Source organism: Bacillus sp. LJBV19 (assembly GCF_017797845.1).
Taxonomy (GTDB): domain Bacteria; phylum Bacillota; class Bacilli; order Bacillales; family Bacillaceae; genus Bacillus; species Bacillus velezensis.
On record NZ_CP072563.1, the window covers coordinates 2,507,617 to 2,524,483 of the forward strand.

At 45.8% G+C, this 16,867-nt stretch carries 17 protein-coding genes; all 17 read right to left on the bottom strand.

Features of this window, described 5'->3' with window-relative positions; all coding sequences use genetic code 11:
• Window positions 1-14: 14 nt before the first annotated feature.
• On the bottom strand, window positions 15-1,136 hold the full coding sequence (locus tag J6600_RS12015; protein WP_095272426.1) for a Nif3-like dinuclear metal center hexameric protein: 1,122 nt from the start codon (window positions 1,134-1,136) through the stop codon (window positions 15-17).
• Window positions 1,129-1,833 (bottom strand): tRNA (adenine(22)-N(1))-methyltransferase, encoded by a 705-nt coding sequence (locus J6600_RS12020; RefSeq protein ID WP_032860295.1) that lies wholly within the window; start codon window positions 1,831-1,833, stop codon window positions 1,129-1,131. Before J6600_RS12020 ends, J6600_RS12015 begins: the two co-directional genes overlap by 8 nt.
• Window positions 1,834-1,958: 125 nt before the next feature.
• The gene (gene cccA / locus J6600_RS12025) at window positions 1,959-2,321 is read right to left on the bottom strand and encodes a cytochrome c550 (RefSeq protein WP_003152999.1); all 363 of its coding nucleotides are present in this window, start codon (window positions 2,319-2,321) and stop codon (window positions 1,959-1,961) included.
• A 350-nt stretch (window positions 2,322-2,671) separates the two neighbouring features.
• The gene (gene rpoD / locus J6600_RS12030; RefSeq protein ID WP_003152998.1) at window positions 2,672-3,793 is read right to left on the bottom strand and encodes an RNA polymerase sigma factor RpoD; all 1,122 of its coding nucleotides are present in this window, start codon (window positions 3,791-3,793) and stop codon (window positions 2,672-2,674) included.
• A 192-nt stretch (window positions 3,794-3,985) separates the two neighbouring features.
• Window positions 3,986-5,797, bottom strand: a complete 1,812-nt coding sequence (gene dnaG, locus J6600_RS12035) for a DNA primase (protein ID WP_007408290.1) — start codon at window positions 5,795-5,797, stop codon at window positions 3,986-3,988.
• Window positions 5,798-5,818: 21 nt separating this feature from the next.
• Window positions 5,819-6,325, bottom strand: coding sequence for a YaiI/YqxD family protein (locus tag J6600_RS12040; RefSeq protein WP_014418404.1), 507 nt, complete (start codon window positions 6,323-6,325; stop codon window positions 5,819-5,821).
• A 255-nt stretch (window positions 6,326-6,580) separates the two neighbouring features.
• The gene (locus tag J6600_RS12045) at window positions 6,581-7,393 is read right to left on the bottom strand and encodes a pyruvate, water dikinase regulatory protein (RefSeq protein ID WP_017418169.1); all 813 of its coding nucleotides are present in this window, start codon (window positions 7,391-7,393) and stop codon (window positions 6,581-6,583) included.
• 25 nt (window positions 7,394-7,418) lie between these two features.
• Window positions 7,419-8,057, bottom strand: a complete 639-nt coding sequence (gene ccpN, locus J6600_RS12050) for a transcriptional regulator CcpN (protein WP_003152989.1) — start codon at window positions 8,055-8,057, stop codon at window positions 7,419-7,421.
• Window positions 8,058-8,157: 100 nt separating this feature from the next.
• A complete protein-coding gene (glyS, locus tag J6600_RS12055; protein WP_209387442.1) occupies window positions 8,158-10,197 on the bottom strand; it encodes a glycine--tRNA ligase subunit beta in 2,040 nt (679 codons plus the stop codon).
• A complete protein-coding gene (glyQ, locus tag J6600_RS12060) occupies window positions 10,190-11,077 on the bottom strand; it encodes a glycine--tRNA ligase subunit alpha (protein WP_003152984.1) in 888 nt (295 codons plus the stop codon). The genes glyS and glyQ overlap by 8 nt, the downstream gene beginning before the upstream one ends.
• Before the next feature lie 301 nt (window positions 11,078-11,378).
• Window positions 11,379-12,146: a DNA repair protein RecO gene (gene recO, locus J6600_RS12065; RefSeq protein WP_007408287.1), complete on the bottom strand. Its 768-nt coding sequence runs from the start codon at window positions 12,144-12,146 to the stop codon at window positions 11,379-11,381.
• Window positions 12,147-12,182: 36 nt separating this feature from the next.
• Window positions 12,183-12,326 (bottom strand): YqzL family protein, encoded by a 144-nt coding sequence (locus tag J6600_RS12070; protein ID WP_007408286.1) that lies wholly within the window; start codon window positions 12,324-12,326, stop codon window positions 12,183-12,185.
• Between the two features lie 155 nt (window positions 12,327-12,481).
• Window positions 12,482-13,387: a GTPase Era gene (gene era, locus J6600_RS12075; RefSeq protein ID WP_007408285.1), complete on the bottom strand. Its 906-nt coding sequence runs from the start codon at window positions 13,385-13,387 to the stop codon at window positions 12,482-12,484.
• Window positions 13,368-13,778 (bottom strand): cytidine deaminase, encoded by a 411-nt coding sequence (locus tag J6600_RS12080; RefSeq protein WP_017418172.1) that lies wholly within the window; start codon window positions 13,776-13,778, stop codon window positions 13,368-13,370. Before J6600_RS12080 ends, era begins: the two co-directional genes overlap by 20 nt.
• A gap of 123 nt (window positions 13,779-13,901) precedes the next feature.
• The gene (locus J6600_RS12085; RefSeq protein ID WP_209388350.1) at window positions 13,902-14,276 is read right to left on the bottom strand and encodes a diacylglycerol kinase family protein; all 375 of its coding nucleotides are present in this window, start codon (window positions 14,274-14,276) and stop codon (window positions 13,902-13,904) included.
• The gene (gene ybeY / locus J6600_RS12090; RefSeq protein WP_209387443.1) at window positions 14,257-14,730 is read right to left on the bottom strand and encodes an rRNA maturation RNase YbeY; all 474 of its coding nucleotides are present in this window, start codon (window positions 14,728-14,730) and stop codon (window positions 14,257-14,259) included. Before ybeY ends, J6600_RS12085 begins: the two co-directional genes overlap by 20 nt.
• Window positions 14,731-16,863: an HD family phosphohydrolase gene (locus tag J6600_RS12095; RefSeq protein WP_014418406.1), complete on the bottom strand. Its 2,133-nt coding sequence runs from the start codon at window positions 16,861-16,863 to the stop codon at window positions 14,731-14,733. It lies immediately after the preceding gene.
• Between the last annotated feature and the right edge of the window lie 4 nt (window positions 16,864-16,867).

A 16,867-nucleotide genomic window follows, 5' to 3' on the forward strand; every position in this document is an offset into this window, starting at 1 on the left:
GGGCCTCAGTTTTTTTATAAGAAGGTAAATGGGTTTGTATCTGTTTCGGAAGCGAAAATGCGCACGTCATAGTTTTTCTCTCCGGCCATTGCCGTAAGCTTCTCAGCCGTGCCTTTTCTCATGATCTTTTCAGCATAATGCCCCGGGTCCACGACGTTTAATCCCATCATCATCGCATCATGCGCTACATGGAAATAAAGATCGCCCGTCACGTAAACATCTGCACCTTTCCGCTTTGCCTGATAAATATATTTATTTCCGTCACCGCCAAGAACCGCGACTTTTTTCACCTTGCTGTTTCGCTCTCCCACCATCCGTACTCCGTTAACGTCAAACTTTTCTTTCACAAACAGAGCAAACTCTTCAAGCGTCATGTCTTGCTGAAGTTTTCCGATGCGGCCGAGCCCTTTTTCAAGCGGAGACTGCTCCACCGGATAAATATCATATGCCACTTCTTCATACGGATGGCTTTTTTTCAGCGCTTTTACGACGGTTTTCTCCATACTTGCCGGAAAAACGGTCTCAAGTCTCACTTCATGGACGAGCTCCAGTTCTCCCGTCTGTCCGATAAACGGTTCTGCCCCGTCCAACGGCTTAAAGCTGCCGATTCCCTCAGAGGAGAACGCGCAATGGCTGTAATTGCCGATATGTCCCGCTCCGGCGTTGCCGAGTGCGGTTCTTACAGCTTCTTCATAGTCTTTCGGAACATATACGGCAAGCTTTTTCAGCGGGTCCGAATATGTCGGGACGAGCACCTCTGTGTCTGTCAGGCCGAGAGCTTCGGCAAGCAGATCGTTCACACCGCCCTCCGCCACATCAAGATTCGTATGAGCCGCATATACGGCAATATCATGCTTTATACATTTCTCAATCAGTCTTCCGCCAGGCTGATCAGTGGTGATCTGTTTAAGCGGCCGAAAAATCGGCGGGTGGTGGGCGATAATTAAGTCAACTTTTTTCTCAATGGCTTCATCTACCGTTTGTTCCAGAACATCCAGTGTCACCATGACATTTTTCACCGGCTTATTCAATGTACCGATCTGCAGACCGATTTTATCTCCTTCCACCGCAAAAGTCTTCGGTGAAAATTGTTCAAACAGCTGGATGATTTCCTGTCCGTTCACATGTTTAGGCATGTCCGATTACCTCCTTCAGCAGAGAAATCCGCTCTTTCAATTCAGCTAATTTTTCATGATTTTCATGCTTTGCGCTGCGGCTGATCTGTTCATAAATTTGTTCAGTATGCTTAAGTTCCTGGCTCCATTTCCGAAGAAACACTTCATTTCTCTCTTTTAATAAAAACGGACCCGCAAGCATTCCGGCAGCCATCGGCACGTCCCGATACGGCGCATCACGGTCGCCAGTTTCCGCAACGAGGATTTCATAACACTTTCCGTCTTCTTCGAGAATCACTTCATCAAGCAGTTCATAGCCTTCCTGATACAGCCACTCTCTTATATGAACGGCATGAATATTCGGCTGCAGAATCAGCCGTTCACGCCCCGTCAATTTCGTTTTCCCCGATTCCAAAATATGAGCGATCAGCGCTCCGCCCATGCCAGCGATTGTAATGGCGCCGGCTTCTCCTTTTTCAAGGACGCTCAGCCCGTCACCTTTCCTTACGGAGATAAGAGTGCTTAAGTCCAGTTTTTCCACCTGCTGTTTGGCGGATAGAAACGGCCCGTCTGTAATTTCACCGGCGATTGCCCGGCTTGCCAAATGATTCAAAACGGCATAGCAAGGAAGATACGCGTGGTCCGACCCGATATCAGCAACCAGGGCACCCGGAGGGATATATTCCGCCACAGACTGCAATCTTTTAGATAACTTCATTTCATTCACAATATCACAACTTTTCTCAGGTTCTTTTTCCTTTACTATCATATAAAAAAACCGCCCGGAATCCAAGCGGCGGATAGAGTTTTTCATATGTCTTTTATATAGGGACCGGTAAAGCTTTATTTAATGTCAGAAACCCATTTTGCCATGTCATCCAGCTTTTCGGCCGGCACAAGGCCCGCGGGCATCCCGTTGCCGCCTTTTTCAATTTTTGTTTTAATCTCAGCGACATCTTTTCTTTTGCCGACGCCTTTTAAGTTCGGCCCTGACACACCTTCATAGTTTTCCCCGTGACAGGTGATGCAGTTCGCTTTATAAATCTCTTCAGGTGAAGCGTTTGCAGTTTCCTTCTCGGCATTTTTGCTTTCACCGCCGCTTGCGATCTGATGCGCATCTCCGTTGCCTTTTACAGCTAAAAAGAAAGTCAGCCCTATTCCCAGCACTGCAATGAGCAAAAAAGGAATCAGCGGATTCCACTTCATATCTCCATCCCCCTTTTTCATTCTCCCCCTATGTAAACACTTCTAATTCTAACTTATTTTTACAAAAAGTAAATGGTCTTGCTCAGCAATTTCATTGATTTCACAATTTATACAAAAAGCAAAAATAACTGTTTTGTTTATCACAAAATTATCTTTATTCTATTGTATAATGAATTGTATACGCTTACAATAAAGAATATAAATAAACTTATCTCATTTTCCCCCTTTCAGGACATGCCGCATTTTTTCCGAACTCATTTGCAAAACATATGCTTATCCAGTAAAATAAAGGTATATTATCCATATATCTTATACATAAAAAAGAACGGATCAAAAAGACCCGTTCCATTCTATTCGAGAAAATCCTTCAGACGTTTGCTTCTGCTCGGATGTCTCAATTTGCGAAGCGCTTTTGCTTCAATTTGGCGAATACGCTCTCTCGTTACTCCAAACACTTTGCCGACTTCTTCCAAAGTTCTTGTGCGTCCGTCATCCAGACCGAAACGGAGACGCAGCACGTTTTCTTCACGATCTGTCAACGTATCCAGCACATCTTCCAGCTGTTCTTTTAAAAGCTCATATGCCGCATGATCCGACGGAGATGTCGCTTCCTGGTCTTCGATGAAGTCACCGAGATGTGAGTCGTCTTCTTCACCGATCGGCGTTTCTAAAGAAACAGGCTCTTGAGCAATTTTTAATATTTCACGGACTTTTTCAGGCGTAAGATCCATGTCTTCAGCAATCTCTTCTGGTGTCGGCTCTCTGCCAAGATCCTGAAGAAGCTGACGCTGCACCCGGATTAATTTGTTGATGGTTTCCACCATGTGAACCGGGATACGGATTGTTCTCGCCTGGTCAGCGATGGCGCGTGTAATCGCCTGTCTGATCCACCAAGTCGCATACGTACTGAATTTATATCCTTTACGGTAGTCAAACTTCTCGACGGCTTTCATGAGACCCATGTTTCCTTCTTGGATCAAGTCTAAGAAAAGCATGCCGCGGCCGACATACCGTTTAGCAATGCTGACAACTAAACGAAGGTTTGCTTCAGCCAGTCTGCGTTTAGATTCCTCGTCACCCTCTTCAATTTTTTGAGCGTAGGTGATTTCTTCTTTAGCAGAAAGAAGATTTACCCGTCCGATTTCCTTAAGGTACATGCGGACTGGATCATTGATCTTTACGCCAGGCGGTACGCTGAGGTCATTAAGGTCAAATTCTTCTTCGGCTTTGGCAAGCTGTTGAATATTAGGATCTTCCGTTTCTTCATTTTCACTAATTAATTCAACACCTTGTTCTCCTAAAAATTCATAATACTCATCCATTTGGTCTGATTCAATTTCAAAGCTGGACATGCGTTCAGCAATTTCTTCATATGTTAAAACGCCACGTTTTTTTCCAGTTTCAGTAAGCTGTTCTTTTACCTGGTCTAATGTAAGTTCTGTTTCTGTTTCGTGGGTTTGTTTATCAGCCATTATGGATCCCTCCTTCCAAAGCTTGCAACGAATTCTAAAAGCGGTATGTTTCTTATCCGACCCGGAAGCCTTCTCTCTTTTTCAGCATGCAGGGCTGCGGATAATAAATGACAATTCATGATGAGGTTAAGCGATCTATTTGCTCCTCCGCAAGGAATCATTGCCAATCAGAACGCAAGCCTCTTTTTGGTGTTACTTTAATGATCGGTTCAATGCAACAATTTCTTGAGCCAGAGACGCAGCTTTCACGAAGTCTTTCTGCCTCTCCGCATCCGCTCTTTCTGCTTCTTTTTCCTTTATCATTGACCATTTTCGGTGATCCAACACTTTTTTTACGTAATCGGATAACTCGGCCTCTGAGAGCTCCTCGTTTACTTGGAGCATCCCTATATCTGAAAGCAGCTGGCTGATTTCCTCATCCTGCATTCTCGCCATAAGATGCTGCGGCGTCATGTCAGCACCCTCTTCATAAACAGCGTACAGGTATGCTGCCAGCGCACGATGTCCGTCAATGTTAAATTCAAAGCCGACACGCTCAATCACTTTCTTTATGACGTTTCGGTCTCTCAGCATATGAGCGAGCAGAAGTCTTTCCGCGTTCTCATAGGCGGGACGGAGACGGCGCCGTTTCGCTTTTGTCGTCACCCGGGCCCGTCTTGTCTGCGGTTCAGCGTTTTTGTCGCCGGGGGCGTTTTGTCTGGCGTAGATGGAAAGCTGTTCCGTCAAAGATTCTACCGAAAGAGAAAATTCCGAGGCGAGCTGCTTCACATACATTTCCTGCTCAAGCGACCCGGAAAGAGCGCTGATTTCTTTCAGCACTTCTTTCATGTAAGCGAGCCGGTCTCCTTCGTCAGATAAGTTTTTCCCTTTGCGGAAATATTGCATTTTAAAAGCCATGACCGTAACGCTTGCATCAATGATATCGGTCCGGAATTTTTCTCCGCCCCGGGTTCTGATATAATCATCAGGATCAAGCCCGTCAGGCAGCATGCTTACTCTTACCTTACAATCGGCTTTCTGGAGCAGGCCGGCCGCTTTCAGCGTAGCTTCGTACCCGGCTTTATCCGAATCGTAGCAGAGAATGACCTCCTGAACATTTCTCCTGAGGATTTTCACATGTTCTTCGGTGAGCGACGTCCCCATTGTGGCGATACTTTCTTTTACGCCTGAGCTGACGGCGGATATGACGTCAGCGAAGCCTTCAAACAGAACGGCTCTCTCCTCTTTCCTGATCGGCAGGCGCGCCTTATGAAAGTTATACAGCAGCTTAGATTTATGAAACAGCGGCGTTTCCGGGCTGTTCATATATTTCGGCTGCTGGCTTCCGAGCGCCCTTCCTGAAAAAGCCGCCACGGCTCCGTGGTGATCATGAATGGGAAACATAATTCTGTTTCTGAAACGGTCAAAATACCCGCTGCCGTCTTCCCTTCTGATCAGCAGACCCGCTTTTTCCATCAGTTCTTCCTCAAAACCGCGCTTTTTCAAGAATTTCGTCATGAAATCCCAGGAATCCAGCGCGTAGCCGATTTCAAACTCATCTATGAGCTCTTTCGTAAAACCCCTTGATAAAAGGTAATCTAACGCTTCCTGGCCTTCCTTTGTATTTATTAGCAAATGATGGTAAAATTTCTTCAGAAGCTCGTGGGCTTCCGCCATCTTCTGCTCTCCGGAAGATTCCGGCCTGGATGCAGAGTGAATCGTTATATCATCAGGGAAATCAATCTGATATTTATCCGCAAGGTGAGAAACAGCTTCCGTAAATGAATAGCCTTCCATCTGCCGTAAGAAAGAGAAAACGTTCCCGCCCGCACCGCATCCGAAGCAATGAAAGATCTGCTTATCGCTGGAGACGGAAAACGAGGGCGTGTTTTCCCCGTGAAACGGACAGAGCCCAAAGTAGTTGCGGCCTTGCTTTTTCAATTGGACATAATCACCTATGACTTCAACAATGTCTGCTGACTGCTGCACCTGATTAACTACTTCATCTGGTATGCGGTTTCCCATCTTATAACACTCCGTCGTACATTATTCGATGTTTTGATTTGAAATCCCTTCATCATTCGACAGGATTTTTTTAAGCAGGGTAACAAATCGATTCCGATCTTCTTTATTTAATTTTTTAGGTCCTTTGGAATGAATGCCGCTTCTTCTCATTTTGCCTGACATATGACGGCTCATCAGAGCGAAGTCAATCGTGTCTTCAGTATAAGAACGGCCCCTTTCCGATAAGACGGCAATATTTCTGTTCAGCAAAAGAGAGGCTAAACCGATATCCTGCGTGACTACGACGTCTCCCGATCTCACATGGTTTGCGATATATAAATCCGCCGCTTCTTTATGAGGATCAACGTATACCCAGTTCTCGTCTTTGCTTCTGGAAAGCTGGTAGTGTTCAAATGATGCGACGAAAATAACCCGAACGCTGAATTGCGATGCAATGAGCATTATTTCCTCTTTTACGGGGCATGCGTCTGCATCGACAAAAATCGTCTTTTCTTTTTCATTTAGAAGACTAATTCTCCATCCCTCCATCAATCTCCTGCATAAAAACAAGCGAAATCGCATATGCTCCATGACTGCGGATCTATTTTGAGCTTTGTCGAAAAATTTCCGGGAGTTATTCTTGACATCTTACCCATAATAGTTTATTCGTATCACACGAAGCTTAAACCTAAAAATAAACATTTTATCACAATTTTTTATTATAATACAAACTTCGCGAAGATGCCATCCTTTTTGTTTATTCCCTATTTGCATACCCAAAAACCCAGGATAAAGCGTCCTGAGTTATCGGCCCTTTGTTTTGAGATGATGAATGATGTTCGCTGTTTCCTCGACCGCTTTATTCGAAACATCAACGACTTGGCAGCCGATCCGGTCCACGATTTTCTCAAAATACTCCAGCTCTTCTTTAATTCTGTTGATATTGGCATAAATGGCTTTGTCATTTAAGCCGAGAGATTTTAACCGTTCTTTTCGTATATGGTTCAGTTTATCAGGGCTGATTTTTAAGCCGATGCATTTTTTCGGATCAACGCTGAACAGTTCTTCCGGCGGATCGACCTCAGGAACGATCGGCACATTGGCCACTTTCAGACGCTTATGGGCAAGATATTGTGATAATGGGGTTTTAGACGTTCTGGATACTCCGAGCAGGATGATATCGGCTTTTAAAATGCCTCTTGGATCTCTGCCATCGTCATATTTGACGGCAAACTCGATCGCCTCGACCTTTTTGAAATAATCTTCATCAAGCTGGCGGACGCGGCCCGGTTCATATTTGGCGGTCAGACCGTAAGCCGATTCCATTTTATCGATGAGCGGACCGATAATATCGTAATACAGCACATTCGCTTTTTCCGCTTGTTCAACCAGGTATTTGCGTATTTCAGGAACAACGAGCGTAAAACAAATAATGCCGCCGTCCGCTTTGGCGAGAGACACGACTTCATTAATGGTGCCGATATCTTCCACATAAGGTATTCTTCTGATATGCGTATCATCGGCTGAGCCGTTAAACTGGCTGAGCGAGGCTTTTACAACGAGTTCGGCGGTTTCTCCGACTGAGTCTGATACTACATAAATGATGCGATTGTCCATGTTATCCCCCCGTTAGTTTTCAAGCTTATATGATTTCATTTTCTGATAAACTGACAAGTATCTTAGTCATATTCGTTTTGGTAAACCGGCCGATGACCTCAAAGCCTTTATCCGTATCTTTAATAACGGGCAGGGCATCGATCTGTTTTTCAATTAAATACTTGGCGATGTCCATCACATAATCGTCACGCCGGCAGACGGCGATATTCGGCATTCTTGTCATGATAATATGAACCGGTATTGAGGCAAGTTCCTGCTGGCCGATGCTCGCCCGCAGCAAATCTTTGCGTGACAGCACACCGACTAAGACAGCATCACGATCTACGACAAATAACGTGCCGACATCTTCTAAAAACATGGTGCAGATGGCATCGTATACCGAGACATTTTCATTGATGACAACAGGAATCGATTGAAAATCTTTCACTTGCAGCTTTTTCAGTTTATCCGCAAGCAGCTGATTTCCCGTTTTCCCCGTATAAAAATAACCGACCCGCGGACGGGCCTCTAAGAAGCCTGACATGGTGAGTATTGCCAAGTCCGGCCGCAGCGTGGCCCTCGTTAAATTGAGCTGTTCTGCGATATGCTCGCCGGTAATCGGGCCGTTTTCCTTTACAATCTGTAAAATTTGTTCTTGCCGTTTATTTAATTCGATCGTACTCACCACCTTTATGGAAGGGTTTCTTTATCTATGTTTTCATTCTGTGATGTTTATGTAAAAGGGGAAAAGACGATTGCCGATCACACAGCAACCGTCTTTTTCTTTATTTTACAATAAGATGATTCATATTAGCAAAAGACTTGATCACTTCTGCAAGAGCGGTCATTTGCGCTAAACGGTTGGTTTTTAATGCTTCATCGTCCGCATTTACCATCGTGTGATTAAAGTAGTCTTCAATCGGCTCCTTTAATCCGCTGAGCACATCAAGCGCCTGTTCATAGTTTTTGGAGGCAAAGCTTTCCGCGACACTGTCTTTTGTTTTTTGATAAGCGTCAAACAGCTTTTTCTCCTGTTCATTTTCAAACAGATCCGGCTTGATATCCCGGCTCTCGCCTTTTTTGCTGATAGAGATAACCCGGCCGAGTGATTCAGCCGTTTCTTTAAAGCCGGGTGTGCCGAGGTGCTTCTCAAGCACTCTTGCCTTATGAACGGCTGCATACGGCTCAAGCTCTGTGCTGTCCAGAACGGCTTCAATAACGTCATGACGGATGTCTTCAGCGTTTAAGACGTATTTCAGACGCTGTGTAAAGAAATCGAGGAGCTCATTTTCTTTTTCCGTTTCTGTCAATGACAGCAGCTCTTTAAACGAAATGCCCCAATTGCGGCCGATCAGAATGGAAACGATGCCGCTTGCCTGACGGCGCAATCCGTACGGATCCTGAGAACCTGTCGGAATTACGTCAATGCTGAAGAAGGAAGCAATCGTGTCCAGTTTATCAGCTAACGCCACGACCGCGCCGGTAAAGGTTGAAGGCACTTCTCCCCCGGCCGCTCTCGGCATATAGTGCTCATTGACAGCGGCAGCGACGGCATCATCTTCACCGAGCATGCGCGCATATTTTTCTCCCATTACGCCTTGAAGCTCAGGGAACTCATAGATCATATGTGTAACCAGGTCAAATTTAGAAATCTCTGCGGCGCGCTTCACAAGTTTTTGCGTCTGTTCATCCGCTTTCAGGCGGACGGCAAGTTTGCCCGCAATGGCGGCCACTCTTCTTACTTTATCTCCAAGGGAGCCGAGCTCTTCATGGAAAACGATATTTTCCAGTTTCTTCACGTTTTCATCAATGTTCAGCTTTTGGTCTTCTTTGTAGAAGAACGCAGCATCTGAAAGCCTTGCTCTCAGCACTTTCTCGTTTCCGCGGGCAACATTTTCAATTGCATGGCTGTTCCCGTTTCTTACCGTAATAAAATGAGGCAGCAGATTCCCGTTTTCATCTTTTACCGGGAAGTAGCGCTGATGCTCTTTCATTGTTGTCACAAGCACTTCTTCAGGGATAGAAAGAAACTCGGATTCAAAAGATCCGTAAAGCGCCGTCGGGTATTCCACCAGATGGTTGACTTCGTTCAGCAGGTCCTCATCGATCGGAATGTTCCATTTCTTCTCAGCCGCAAGCGCATCCAGCTGGCTTTGGATCATTTGTTTGCGTTCTTTCGGGTCAGCAATGACGCTTTGTTCTTTCAGCAGCTTTTCGTATGATGACGGCGCATCAACAGATACTTCTTGGCCGAGAAAGCGGTGTCCCTGCGTGTTCCGGCCCGTCTCGACATTTGTGATTTCAAACGGAATGACGTCTTTTCCAAAGAGGGCGGCAATCCATTTGATCGGACGGATATAGCGCAGATCCTGCGTGCCCCAGCGCATGTTTTTCGGAAAATGCATTCCGGCAATCAAATTTTCCAGCTGCGGTAAAAGTGTCTTCGTCTCTTGTCCCGCCTGGAATTTTTGAACGAAGACATATTCCGTGCCGTTTACATCTTTTATATACAGGTCATCCACTCCGGCGCCTTGGCCTTTTGAAAATCCGATAGCGGCTTTTGTCCAGTTTCCGTCAGCATCCTGAGCGATTTTTTTCGCCGGGCCTTTTGCTTCTTCCTGAATATCAGCCTGTTTTTCTGCTACGTCTTTTATATATACTGCCAGACGTCTCGGCGTATTAAAAAGTTTCACTTCGCCATGGGCGATATTTTTTTCAGCCAGCCAGCCGGTCAGCTTTTCACCGAGCTGCACCATGCTGTCATGTAAAAACCGCGCCGGCATTTCCTCGAGTCCGATCTCTAAAAGCAAGTCTTGTTTACTCATGGGAAGAGCCCTCCTCTTTAAGCATTGGGAACCCTAATTTTTCCCGTTCTTCATAATACGTTTTTGCCACTTTTCTCGCTAAGTTGCGGACACGGCCGATATAACCCGTCCGCTCCGTCACCGAGATCGCGCCTTTTGCATCGAGCAGATTAAATGTGTGAGAGCATTTCAGCACATAATCATAGGCCGGATGCACGAGCCCGTTATCCATTTGTCTGATCGCTTCTTTTTCATAGGTGCTGAACAAATGGAAAAGCATATCCACGTCAGATGTTTCAAAAGTATAAACGGAATGCTCATATTCAGCCATCATAAATAAATCTTTCACAGTAAATCCTGACGTCCATTCAAGATCAAAGACGTTTTCTTTATCCTGAATATATGACGCGAGACGTTCAATACCATATGTGATCTCAACGGATACCGGTTTACATTCAATTCCGCCCACCTGCTGGAAGTATGTAAACTGAGTAATTTCCATCCCGTCAAGCCATACTTCCCAGCCGAGACCTGCACAGCCTAAAGACGGGTTTTCCCAGTTGTCTTCTACGAAACGGATATCATGTTCAAGCGGGTCAATGCCGAGCGCACGCAATGAATCAAGGTAAAGCTCTTGAATGTTATCAGGCGACGGCTTGATAATGACTTGGAATTGGTGATGCTGATAGAGCCTGTTCGGGTTTTCACCGTACCGTCCGTCCGCAGGCCGTCTGGACGGCTCAACGTAAGCCACTCTCCACGGTTCCGGCCCGATGCTTCGTAAAAATGTATACGGGCTCATTGTGCCTGCGCCTTTCTCCACATCATACGACTGCATGAGCACACAGCCTTCATTCGACCAGTGCTTCTGCAAGGTTAAAATCATATCTTGAATGTTCATTTCAAGCACCTCCACTTTCTCCATTCTTTTACAAGTGCGGCGGCAACCAAAAAACTCCCGTCTCTATGCTTGCCGGCCGCAAACATAGGGACGAGAGTTCTCCCGCGGTTCCACCCTAGTTGCTGAGGATGTGAATCACTCAGCCTCTTTTTAAAGGGTTGCTCGAGAATGCCTTTCGTTGCGCGCTCATCCTTAGCTTACACTGCCCTAAGGTCGCTTGTATGAGTTGGACGCAAGTACTTCTTTCTGTCACTGCAACATATTTTATAATAAATGATCATATAAAAAGATGGGCAGAATGTCAACTTTTGTTTTCATCCAAAAGGTTCTTCATGCTTTCCATCTGATCTAAAAACCGTTTTGACTTTAAATAAAGTCCTGAATATTCCTCGTAATACAGATCAATGACCCGTTTAATTTCGTTTTTGGTTTCCTGTTTTAACGAGACGCTGCCGAGCCTTCCGATATCAAAGTAATAAAAAAGCCTTAGCAGCCTTGCCGTTTGCGGCGAAATCGGAACTCTGTACGGATCCTTTTCAAAGCAGCGGTGGCAGATAAACCCGTTATCTCTTATCGAAAAATGAAACGTCCCTTCCCCGCTTTTGCAGTGGACACAATGATTCAGCTCCGGATACAGCCCCATGACGCCGAGCATTTTCATCTGCACGATGAAGGTGATCACGTCCGGGTCAGTCCCGTCATTCAGCCTCTTAAAGGATTCGAGAATCAATTCGAATAAATAGGGATTCGGTTTCTTCTCTTCCGTTCCTTTGTCAGTGAGTTCAGCGATAAAAGCGGCATACGCCGTCAAAAATAAATCTTCTCTGATCGTTCTCATGCTGAGAATCATTTCACCCTGCTGGAGCGTGCCGAGTCCGGATGTTCTTTGCATTAAAAATGACCCGTACAAAAACGGCTGGCTGACTGCTGACAGCCGGCTGGCTGACTTCCTGGCGCCCCTTGCCATGACGCCGATTTTGCCGTGTTCCCTCGTCAGCAATGTCACGATTTTATTCGTCTCCCCGTAGTCATTCGTACGGAGCACGATTCCTTCACATTTAGTCAGCATTTCCGCACCTTCCAACAACGGGAGGGGCCAAGAGGTTTACAAAATTGGAAAATCAATTCGGGCTAGCTCATCTTCCGGTTCTTCGGGTCTTTCCAGGTTCTCTTTTTCCAGTTCTTTAAAAAGAAGGTACGTATCAACACTTCCTGTTTGAGAAAATACGTTCCAGGTAAAATTCAACACAAAAAACCCACCTTTCATCATTAAACTAGCTTTGCAATCCAAATTCTTACCCTTATCTTGACCTGATGTCCTCCTTTTCATGTTAAACAAATTTTGCTAACGAATCCCTGCTTCTGTGAGGTAATCTCACACCTCAGGCATGCGCCTTAGATGAATTAATATTCATCCTCTTTGAAGCCGAAATCACGCAGCTGAGACATTTTATTCCGCCAGTCCTTCTGCACTTTCACCCATAACTCCAGGTAAACGCGCGAACCCAAAAGAGCTTCAATATCAGCCCGCGCTCTTTTGCCGACTTCTTTCAGAAGCGCTCCTTTTTTGCCGATGACGATGCCTTTTTGAGAATCCCGCTCGACCACAATCGTGGCGGCGACATGGACGGAGCCGTTTTCCTGCCCTTTAATGGACTCGATAGCGACAGCGATGCTGTGCGGCACTTCTTCCCTTGTCAGATGGAGCACCTTTTCCCTGATCAGTTCAGAAATAATGAACCGCTCGGGATGGTCAGTCACCTGATCGCTCGGATAGAACTGAGGCCCTTCCGGTAAATACGCTTCAATCTGCGCGAGAAGGGTTTCGACGTTGTTCCCTTCCAAAGCTGAGATCGGCACGATTTCCTTAAACGGATAGCGCGTACGGTACTCATCAATTAAAAGAAGCAGCTGGTCGGGGTGGATCTTATCAATTTTGTTTACGATCAGAAAGACCGGCGTGGACGTCTGTCCGAGCTTTTCAATGATAAACTCGTCGCCCTTTCCGTACCCTTCTTCGGCGTTAATCATAAATAACACCAAGTCAACTTCTTTCAGCGTATTCTGCGCCACTTTCATCATAAAGTCGCCAAGCTTGTGCTTTGGTTTGTGAATGCCCGGTGTATCAATAAAAATAGTCTGCGACGTGCCGGTTGTCAGCACCCCTTGGACTTTATTTCTTGTCGTCTGGGGTTTGTCGCTCATGATGGCGATCTTTTGACCGATGACCCTGTTTAAAAAGGTAGACTTTCCTACATTCGGCCTTCCGATGATAGATACAAATCCTGATTTAAAGCTTTCGTTCGTCATGTAAATCCTCCGATGAAAATGCGCCCGGCAATAATTCTTCCGCAGTCATTTCTTTTATTTGTCCTTGTAAGTTGGTCAGAATAACAAGCATATCCTTTGAGCACAGCTCGGAAATTACTTGTCTGCAGGCTCCGCACGGCGAAACCGGTCCCGGAGTATCCGCAGCCACGGCGAGCATCGTAAATTCCGTATCCCCCTCGGAAACAGCTTTGAATATCGCCGTGCGTTCAGCACAGTTGCACATGCTGTATGCCGCATTTTCAATGTTGCAGCCTCTGTACACTTTTCCGTCTTTGGTAAGAAGAGCGGCTCCCACTCTGAAATTTGAATACGGCACATACGCTGTGTCCCGCGCTTTTAATGCTTCTGCAATCAATTCTTGTCTGTTCATGTGTACTTAATTCCTCTCTTACCTTTATCCTGTATGATACCGCTGTCACTTTTATTTTACATAATTATGATTGGTTTTTCACGCCCATTTTTGGCAATGTAAAATAATTGTAAGAATCTTCTGCTAACATATCTTCGGCAAGAAGATGAGTAAACCAATGATACACGATATCACGGCAAAGACGCAAACGGCTCCGGCGGCCGCGTCCTTTGCCGCTTTTGCGAGCGGGTGATACTGATCGGTAACTAAATCCACAACATGCTCTATCGCCGTATTTAAAAGCTCCAAAGAAAGCATCCCTCCGATCAGCACCAAAACAACGGCCCATTCGGCTGTGCTCAGCCCGGTGAGAAAACCGCAAACGATAACGGCGCAGGCCGCGGTAATATGAAATTGAAAATTCCGCTCTGACCGCGCCGTTTTCCAGATTCCCCTCCATGCATGGACAAAGCTCTTCAGGAACCTGCTCCACTCGTTTTTATGATCTCGTGAGTCCATACTCATCCAGCAAATCCTTTTGCTTTGAAAACATTTCTTCCTCTTCTTCTTTTGTCATGTGATCATAGCCAAGCAAATGCAAAAAGCCGTGCACGGCCAGAAAACCGAGCTCTCTCATAAACGAATGGCCGTACTCTTCCGCCTGCTCTTTCGTTCTGTCTGCGCTGATGATAATATCTCCTAAAACAGGCGGCATGTCGGCGCCTACGATTTCAACCTCGTCCTCGCCTTCTTCTTCAAGCGCAAACGAAATGACGTCAGTCGGAGTGTCTTTTCCCCGGTAGTCTCTGTTGATTTCTCTGATTTCTTCATTTGTCACAATCGTGACCGATACCTCAGCCTGATCCTGAACGCCTTCTTTTTCCGCCGCGAATTGGAGCAGCTTCTCCACTTCTTGGAGCGCATCAGCTGAGACGCTGTCCGTTTCATCAACAATATCTATGAGTAAACCCATTTATTTCACCTTCTTCGTAGCCTCCGGATATTCAATCCGGGAGTGGAAAATTCCTTTTAAAGTCGCACATAGTGTTTTTGCGATCGTATCCAGTTCTCGGAACGTGAGATCACATTCTGAGAATTGTCCGTCCTGAAGCTTATCGGATATAATTCCCCGCACCAGTTTTTCGATCCGCTCGGGATTGGGATTATGCATGGAACGGACGGCGGCTTCAACGCTGTCGGCCACTGAGATAATAGCCGCTTCTTTCGATTGCGGCTTCGGCCCCGGGTAGCGGAACTCTTTCTCAGTAATCTGGTCGCCCTTTTCTTTCGCTTTATAATAAAAGAATTTCAAAAGGGACGTTCCGTGATGCTGCTCCGCGATATCCACAAGCTCTTTCGGAAACTTATAGCTTCTGAGCATATTCGCACCGTCTGTCGTATGTGCGATAATGATATTTTTGCTGAGCTGCGGAGACAGCTTGTCATGCGGATTATCCATATTCATCTGATTTTCAATAAAATATTGCGGACGTTTCGTTTTGCCGAGATCATGATAATACGCTCCGACCCGTGCTAAAAGACCGTTTGCCCCTACGGCTTCACAAGCCGCTTCCGACAGATTTGCCACCATGACGCTGTGATGATATGTACCGGGTGTTTCCGTTAAAATCTTTCGAAGCAGGGGATGATTCGGATTAGACAGTTCAATCAGTCTCATCGTTGAAAGAATGCCGAATCCCGTCTCAAAAAACGGCATCAGACCGATAATCAGAACGGATGAAGCAAGTCCCGAGACGGCCCCCATCAGCATCAGCGTTCCGATTTCAACCGGTGACAGCGCCGTATTTTGTATTAATAAAAGCGACAGCACGATAATCATATTAATAAATGAGACGAACAGTCCCGCCTGCAATATTTTTGATCTCGCATTATGTTTTCCCAAAAACAGAATGCCTGAAATGCTGCTGATTAAATAGTAAATGCCGATGACGTAATTAAATGTTCCCGTCACACCCTGATTAAACATCATACTGCCGCAGATCGCCAGAATGATGCTTCCTAAAATGGCGAGCCTTTCATTGAGCAGCAGCCTGATTAAAATCGCGCCGGCGGCGATCGGCACAAGATAGCCGATATTGGTGTATTCAATCTTCTGAAAGAGACTGACGACTTCCATAATGACGAGAATAAGCGTTGTAATGATAGAAAACAGCAAAAGAGATTTATTTTTCAGCTTAAGCTCCTGCTGCTGTTTCTCAAAATAGTAGACAAGCGTGGCAATAAACAGCCCGATCATCAGAAGGAGACCGCTGATCGGTTTTAACAGGTTGGAATTATTCAAAAGCCCCGTCAGTTCGAGCTTCCTGTATACTTCCCGGTCGATCAGATCATTCTCTTCCACGAGAACCTGTCCTTGTTTGATCTGTACCGGCTGGACGCTGTCTGACGCTTCCTGGCGTTTTTCATCCGTCGCTTTCGGATCAAACACGTAATTCGGGATGACCGCGTATTTTCCGATTTCAGTCGCAGCCGCTAAATATTTTGACGGCACAGAAGCGCTTTTCAGCTCTTTTGCGACCTTATCCTTCGCTTCGGCAAGCTTTTCAGAAGGAATTTCACTGCTCATCACCGTATTCACCGCGGTAATGACGGAATCCCTCACAAATGAGAAATCTTCATTGTTTGCATGGAGAAGCGATTTAATGGCATCTTCCGAGACGGATTCATTGACATCCTGTGTCAGCTTGTTTTTCACCGATTTTACCAGTGATTTTTCCGAAGGTGACTTTTTGTCTTTTTCCGCATCTTTTTTCACTTCGCCGATGCTGTCAAAAATGGAAGTGATCAGGTCAAGCCGGTTGTCGGTATAGCCTTTTTTCAGAGTGTATTGATCTTCCACCGCATCTTCGGCCGCCTGTTTTTTCGATTCCGTCGCCTGCTGATCTTCCACTGTGGCGGGCGCGTAAATCGTCTTATCACTGACTGCAAACAAATCCAAATTAAGTGATTCAGGTTTTACATGAATAAAGAGCAAACCAAACATGATCGCTGAAAGCAGCAGGTACAGCAGCACATGGGCTGAGCGGGCATGTCTGAAACTGCGGAACCGTTCCCGGGCGCTTTTGCCCTTTCCCTTCTTTTTCAAAACA

Bases quoted from the DNA above. Each gene is read 5' to 3' on its own strand.
- J6600_RS12015 (WP_095272426.1), bottom strand. From the start codon at position 1,136: ATGCCTAAACATGTGAACGGACAGGAAATCATCCAGCTGTTTGAACAA.
- J6600_RS12020 (WP_032860295.1), bottom strand. From the start codon at position 1,833: ATGAAGTTATCTAAAAGATTGCAGTCTGTGGCGGAATATATCCCTCCG.
- cccA (WP_003152999.1), bottom strand. From the start codon at position 2,321: ATGAAGTGGAATCCGCTGATTCCTTTTTTGCTCATTGCAGTGCTGGGA.
- rpoD (WP_003152998.1), bottom strand. From the start codon at position 3,793: ATGGCTGATAAACAAACCCACGAAACAGAAACAGAACTTACATTAGAC.
- dnaG (WP_007408290.1), bottom strand. From the start codon at position 5,797: ATGGGAAACCGCATACCAGATGAAGTAGTTAATCAGGTGCAGCAGTCA.
- J6600_RS12040 (WP_014418404.1), bottom strand. From the start codon at position 6,325: ATGGAGGGATGGAGAATTAGTCTTCTAAATGAAAAAGAAAAGACGATT.
- J6600_RS12045 (WP_017418169.1), bottom strand. From the start codon at position 7,393: ATGGACAATCGCATCATTTATGTAGTATCAGACTCAGTCGGAGAAACC.
- glyS (WP_209387442.1), bottom strand. From the start codon at position 10,197: ATGAGTAAACAAGACTTGCTTTTAGAGATCGGACTCGAGGAAATGCCG.
- glyQ (WP_003152984.1), bottom strand. From the start codon at position 11,077: ATGAACATTCAAGATATGATTTTAACCTTGCAGAAGCACTGGTCGAAT.
- recO (WP_007408287.1), bottom strand. From the start codon at position 12,146: ATGCTGACTAAATGTGAAGGAATCGTGCTCCGTACGAATGACTACGGG.
- era (WP_007408285.1), bottom strand. From the start codon at position 13,387: ATGACGAACGAAAGCTTTAAATCAGGATTTGTATCTATCATCGGAAGG.
- J6600_RS12080 (WP_017418172.1), bottom strand. From the start codon at position 13,778: ATGAACAGACAAGAATTGATTGCAGAAGCATTAAAAGCGCGGGACACA.
- J6600_RS12085 (WP_209388350.1), bottom strand. From the start codon at position 14,276: ATGGACTCACGAGATCATAAAAACGAGTGGAGCAGGTTCCTGAAGAGC.
- ybeY (WP_209387443.1), bottom strand. From the start codon at position 14,730: ATGGGTTTACTCATAGATATTGTTGATGAAACGGACAGCGTCTCAGCT.